Raw genomic sequence first — 5342 nt, forward strand, 5'->3', positions numbered from 1 at the left:
GCGGTGTTGAGGCTGATGTAGTCCATCGGGAGGGGCGTGGGAGACGGGAGAGGGGTGGAGTGTAACGCTGCGGGCGGGGCGGGATGGCGAACGGCGCGGCATGCGAGCACGCTGCCTTGTGCGGTGGCACGGCATTCGCTGTGCCAGCAGCGGCGATGACGGGGCCGAGGCTGTGCCAGTTCGCGGACCCCGCTCGCTTGCCGATGGCATTGGCACGGCCCGCCCGCAGGCCGCGTGAAATCGGTCACGCATTTCCGCATGGCATGGCCCTTGCGTACAGGAATGCCGAAGGCGCCGGATGGGAGGCCTAGGCCGACGGCGCCGGAAACGCTGAAATCGAAACTCGAAAGAGGAAACGGAAATGAAGAAGGTTCAACAGGGTTTCACCCTTATCGAACTGATGATCGTCGTGGCGATCATCGGCATTCTGGCTGCGGTGGCGCTGCCGGCGTATCAGGATTATACGGTGCGGGCGCGAGTGTCCGAACTGGCGATCATGGCGTCTGGGATGAAGGCCACAGTTGGTGAAAACATCGCTAACAGTTCTGACGATACTACTTGGTGCAATGGCGTGACTGACATCGAAACAACCGACAAGCTCAAGAATGCGGCGTCGTCTACTTGCACCAAGGGGGTGATCGCGGTTACCGGAACCGCTGATGCCAAGAACGTCGTACTGACTTACAAACCGACTCAAACATCGAACGGGCTGATCTCTTGGGCATGCACTGTGGATAAAGCCGATAATTATAAGTATGTCCCGGCAGAGTGCCGCGCAACTTAACACTCTGAAAGCCGCGTACGGACTCGTTCATCTTGGGACTTTTGTACTAATCTCTGTACTGGACTAACTTAGGAAGAGACCGCCACGGCGGTCTCTTTTATTTACAGGACATTAATGCTCAATGGGCATTTCGGCGCGGCGTATTGCAGGAGAAGCTACTTTCCTCTTCGTTTTCACAGCTGTTTATTTTTCCCCAATAGTTCTGGGGCTAGCCGAAATCGGGGAGATTGACCTCCGCGTTCAAACCCTTCTGGGCGAGGCGCTGAACTTGCCCGAAGTCCGCGCCGAACTCGCCCGCAACGGCGCAGCGCATCTGTTGCTTATCGCCGCTTTCCATTCAGGGCTTGTCTACACATCGGATCGCTTGTCGGCAGCGAATGGCCTTCACTGGGCGGTCAGCCGGATCTGTGTATTTGTTGGGGGCTGGCTGGCGCTGGTGGTCGTCAACCGTTTGGTCTTTCCGTTGTCCGACTATGCCTATGCCCTGTCCTACCTTGCCCATCCGCTGACCGCGGGTGCTTTGATCGCTCTTCTTGTAGCCGCGCTCGGTTATGCATGGATTCGGGGCACAAGCAAAACCCTGAGGAGGGGTCTCGCGGGCGCCGGCGCCGCCACATTGGCCATACTCGTTACCGGCGGCATCGCCCCAAAAAGCGAATCCACGCGCGCGGAAGGCACGCGCAATGTGATTGTCATCGGCATCGACTCACTTTCCGGGCCGGTGTTCGAGTCCAACCGTGCACTGCTACCGAATCTTACCGCCTTGCTGGATCGAAGCATGTACTTCGAGCGCGCCTATACCCCGCTGGGCCGCACCTTTCCCGCCTGGATGTCGGTGCTGAGCGGACTTTCGCCGGCCGAGCATGGCGCAGTTTTCAATCTGCGTGATGTTAAACATGTGGAGCGCGATGCGCTCCTGACCAAAGCATTGCGCCAGCAGGGCTACCGAACGATATTCGCAATCGACGAGCGCAGGTTCGCACATATCGACGAATCCTTCGGCTTCGACCAGGTTGTCGGCCCCAGGGTCGGCGTGCTCGATTTCCTCTTGCAGGATCTGAATGACACGCCCCTGACCAACCTCATCCTGCAAACTAGGCTGGGCCAGCGTGCCCTCCCATTCTCCTATCTGAATACCGCCTCGCATGTGAATTATGATGCAGAGGCCTTCGTCGAACACGTAGCCGAAGCCGCCAGCGACACGGCGCCGCTTTTCATGGCGGTGCATTTCGAATCAGCTCACTTCCCGTTCCAAAGCCGGTATTCCAAGGGCCGCCCAGAGGGCGAGACGAACGTATTCCTTGCTCGCCATCTCGCGGCGCTTACCGCAGTCGACGCCCAGGTTGGTGACCTCGTCAACCGCCTCTCAAGAAAAGGCCATCTTGACGACGCGCTCGTCATCGTAATGTCCGATCATGGCGAAGGTTTCGGGGAGATCGAAGCGCGGACGACCCGTGGGGGCGAAGCCTTCAACATCGTGGGCTATGGTCATGGGGCAAACGTGCTCAGCGAGCACCAAAACCGCGTCATTCTCGGCCTTCTGCAATACCGAAATGGCCAGCCAGCCAATGAACATGTACGTCGCGACGACCTGGTTTCGCTAACCGACCTACGTGACGTCATTGAACATTTCACTGCGAGCGACCAGATAAAACTTGACGCGCGCGACCGATGTTTGCTCTCGGAAACGGGGCTACGCTTCGTCGGCGCCGCCAACTACAAGACCCTCAACCCGGCCGAACTCGCCGCCGAAAGCGCCAAGCATTACGAGATTGCTCCAGACGGGCGAATGCGTCTGCGCGAACGGAGTTTGGCAGAACTAGTTGCAATGAAGGACGTGGCGCTTCGTTGCCCCGACCGCCTGACTTATTTTTCCGCGACGGCGGACCGCTACTATTCGTATTCAACCGCGACCGACACCGAATTCCTAGAGTCGGAGCCGCCCGGTGAAGACATCGCCCGTATTGATGCGTATCGAAAGACACTCGCTGGCGCTGCAATCCATTAATTGAAGATCACGACACTATCTGCCAACCAAGATGAGACGAATTTTCACTGAGCGTGTACACGGGACCGCATCGATACGACTTCAGGCCGCTTCAATCTTGCTTGCTGCGGTGGTCGCCCTTCCGCTTTACGCAACAACAAGCGTCGGAAGCGTCGAGACCAATCTGCTCACAGCGTATCTTCAGTTGGGCTTCATCGGACTTCTGATCCCAGAGATGGCGAGGGAAGCACGGTTCTCATTGACCAGCAGCCCGACGCTCAGACTTGCGACGTTCCTTCTGCTCATCACCATCGTCGGCTGGATGCTGAACTTCATTCCGGTATCAGAGCGATCACGCAGCATCGTCTACGCCGTCCAACCATTCTTTCTCGCTGCCGCCATCGGCTGGTTCCGCGCCGTAGAGGGAAGGGGATTACGCTTTATCTTCTGGGTCAAGTTGCTCTCCGTACTGGGCGCGCTGTTAGTCTTGGCGCACTTCCTGGCGATTCTTCCTGAATCGGCAAGCAAACTCGCGATCAAGAGCGATCCGCCCATCTATCGACATTTAAGGCACCTGAATTACGACTTGGCGATGATTTTCGCTCTGAGCTTTATTTATTGGGTCGCGTATAGCCGGCTGAGCCAATCATTGAACTTGTCGTTGTTTGCACTGCTCGGCTTTGTATCAGTATGGTCTGCAGGCCGAGGGCAATTTCTGTCGATGGGGGTGTTTCTCTTCCTGGTCCTGGCCTTTCGAGTCAGATCGCCGCTCGAGCCTGCCCTGCGCAAGCCCTTGCTGGCGTTCCTTGCCGGTGGCGCTGCTGTCTTCCTTACGGATGCGACATATCTGCTGAATAACACTTGGGAATACTCGAGTGACTTGGGTTCGCTCAACAGAGTGTCGGCAAGCCGGCTCCATATCTGGGCGCAGTCTCTCCAACAGGTTGGCCACTCGTGGATGTTCGGATTCGGTCCAGACGGCTTCCTGCATTGGTGGATCACCGCATCGTCGGCCAATCTCGTCCAGCCGCATAACTTCATCGTTCAATGGCTGATGGAGTTCGGCGTAATTGGTACAGCAGGACTGATGCTTTGCCTTGGTAGCCTGATGTTGCTATGCATTCGGATCCTGCGTCGCCGCCACGAGGATACACCGACCGCCATCATCGCCGCTTTACTAATCTCGACCGTGGCCTTCGCGCTCGTGGATGGCAATTTCTACCATTCGATTCCGTTTACGATGACGCTGCTTCTGAGCGCTTACGTCATTGTAAAAAGCACCAAGATTTCAACTCACGGAATTCAGTCCAAATCAGCATAGATGAGAGTACGTTCACACTTCACTGCCGGAGAGCGCCACCCCCGCGTCGGCGTTCCGTTGCCTTCCGCAGGCACAACATCCAGGCAGCTGGCTGAGGGCGATCGAGCGCTCGGTCGCCGCGGCGTCGGTGGATCAGTTGAGTTCGAGCCGCCTGACCATCTGGACCCACTTGCTGCCTTTCATTGCCGAGCGCCCCTGGTTCGGCTGGGGCGGCGAGGCGTTCCAGCATGCATGGCCCACGAACGGAATCATCCAGGCCCACAACGGCGTCTTTCAGCTCATGCTCGAATGGGGCGCTGTCGGAACGAGCCTGATCCTTGGCCTCCTCGGCTGGATCGCCGTCAAGGGGGCGCTGCTCTACCGGAGCGCCGCGTCAACCCAGCCCGACGATTCCGCCCTGCCGCTCGGCATGGCCCTGGTCACTGCACTATGCGTCATGTCGCTGGTCGACGGCGTGTTCTACCACGGCACGCCGATGGCCTTCCTGATGCTTGGCGTCGGCATGGTGGGAGCCTCCGGGGTTCGACACTTAACCCCGATTTTCGCCCCTTTTCGGAAAGTGCCTTCAGCACCGGCGCGGGTTTCAAGGCCATGATCGCAAAAGTGCTGTGGTGGCACGTTGGTAACAGCGACCTTTAAACTTGACGGGGCCTTGCGCCTTGGTAAAGTGGCGGCATGCATGTCAAGCTCACCACCTCCGGAGGCCGCCGCTACGTCCAACTCGTCGAGTCCTATCGCGACGAGGCTGGACGGGTAAAGAAGCGCACCGTCGCCACGCTCGGCCGCGCCGAACAGGTCGATGGGTCGCTCGACGCGGTCATCAACGGCCTGCTGAAGATCACCGGCCGCGCGCCGATGGGCGCCAAGCCGCCGGCGCCCACGGTGTCGTTTGAGTCCGCGCGGGCACTCGGTAACGTGTGGGCGCTGACCGAGCTGTGGAAGTCGCTGGGCTTCTCGGAGCTGCGGCGGGTATTTCGCCGTACGCGCCGCACCACGGACGTGGAAGCGCTGATCCGGCTGATGGTGCTCAACCGCCTGTGCGACCCCGAGTCCAAGCTTGGCGTGCTGCGCTGGGTGCAAACCGTGGCGCTGCCCGACTTCGGGCCGAAGGCGGTCACCCACCAGCAGTTGCTGCGCAGCCTCGATGCGCTGATGGACCATCAGGACGAGGTCGATGCGGTGGTCGCCGGGCTGCTGCGACCGCTGATCGATCAGGATCTCTCGGTGGTCTTCTACGACCTCACGACGAT

Annotated in this window: 4 protein-coding genes and 1 pseudogene; all 5 read left to right on the forward strand. The window is 59.0% G+C overall.

The genetic code is table 11. The annotated features are described in order from the left end of the window. Positions 1-361: 361 nt before the first annotated feature. A complete protein-coding gene (locus BB334_RS13000; protein WP_068808902.1) occupies positions 362-784 on the forward strand; it encodes a pilin in 423 nt (140 codons plus the stop codon). A 121-nt stretch (positions 785-905) separates the two neighbouring features. After that, positions 906-2792 (forward strand): sulfatase-like hydrolase/transferase, encoded by a 1887-nt coding sequence (locus BB334_RS13005; protein WP_068808903.1) that lies wholly within the window; start codon positions 906-908, stop codon positions 2790-2792. A 97-nt stretch (positions 2793-2889) separates the two neighbouring features. Further along, on the forward strand, positions 2890-4092 hold the full coding sequence (locus BB334_RS13010; protein ID WP_158014404.1) for an O-antigen ligase family protein: 1203 nt from the start codon (positions 2890-2892) through the stop codon (positions 4090-4092). A gap of 127 nt (positions 4093-4219) precedes the next feature. Then, positions 4220-4687, forward strand: coding sequence for an O-antigen ligase family protein (locus BB334_RS13015; RefSeq protein ID WP_068808905.1), 468 nt, complete (start codon positions 4220-4222; stop codon positions 4685-4687). Positions 4688-4767: 80 nt separating this feature from the next. Next, positions 4768-5342: pseudogene (locus BB334_RS13020) on the forward strand (IS1634 family transposase); the annotation flags it as partial.

The organism is Thauera phenolivorans (genome assembly GCF_001696715.1).
GTDB lineage: Bacteria > Pseudomonadota > Gammaproteobacteria > Burkholderiales > Rhodocyclaceae > Thauera > Thauera phenolivorans.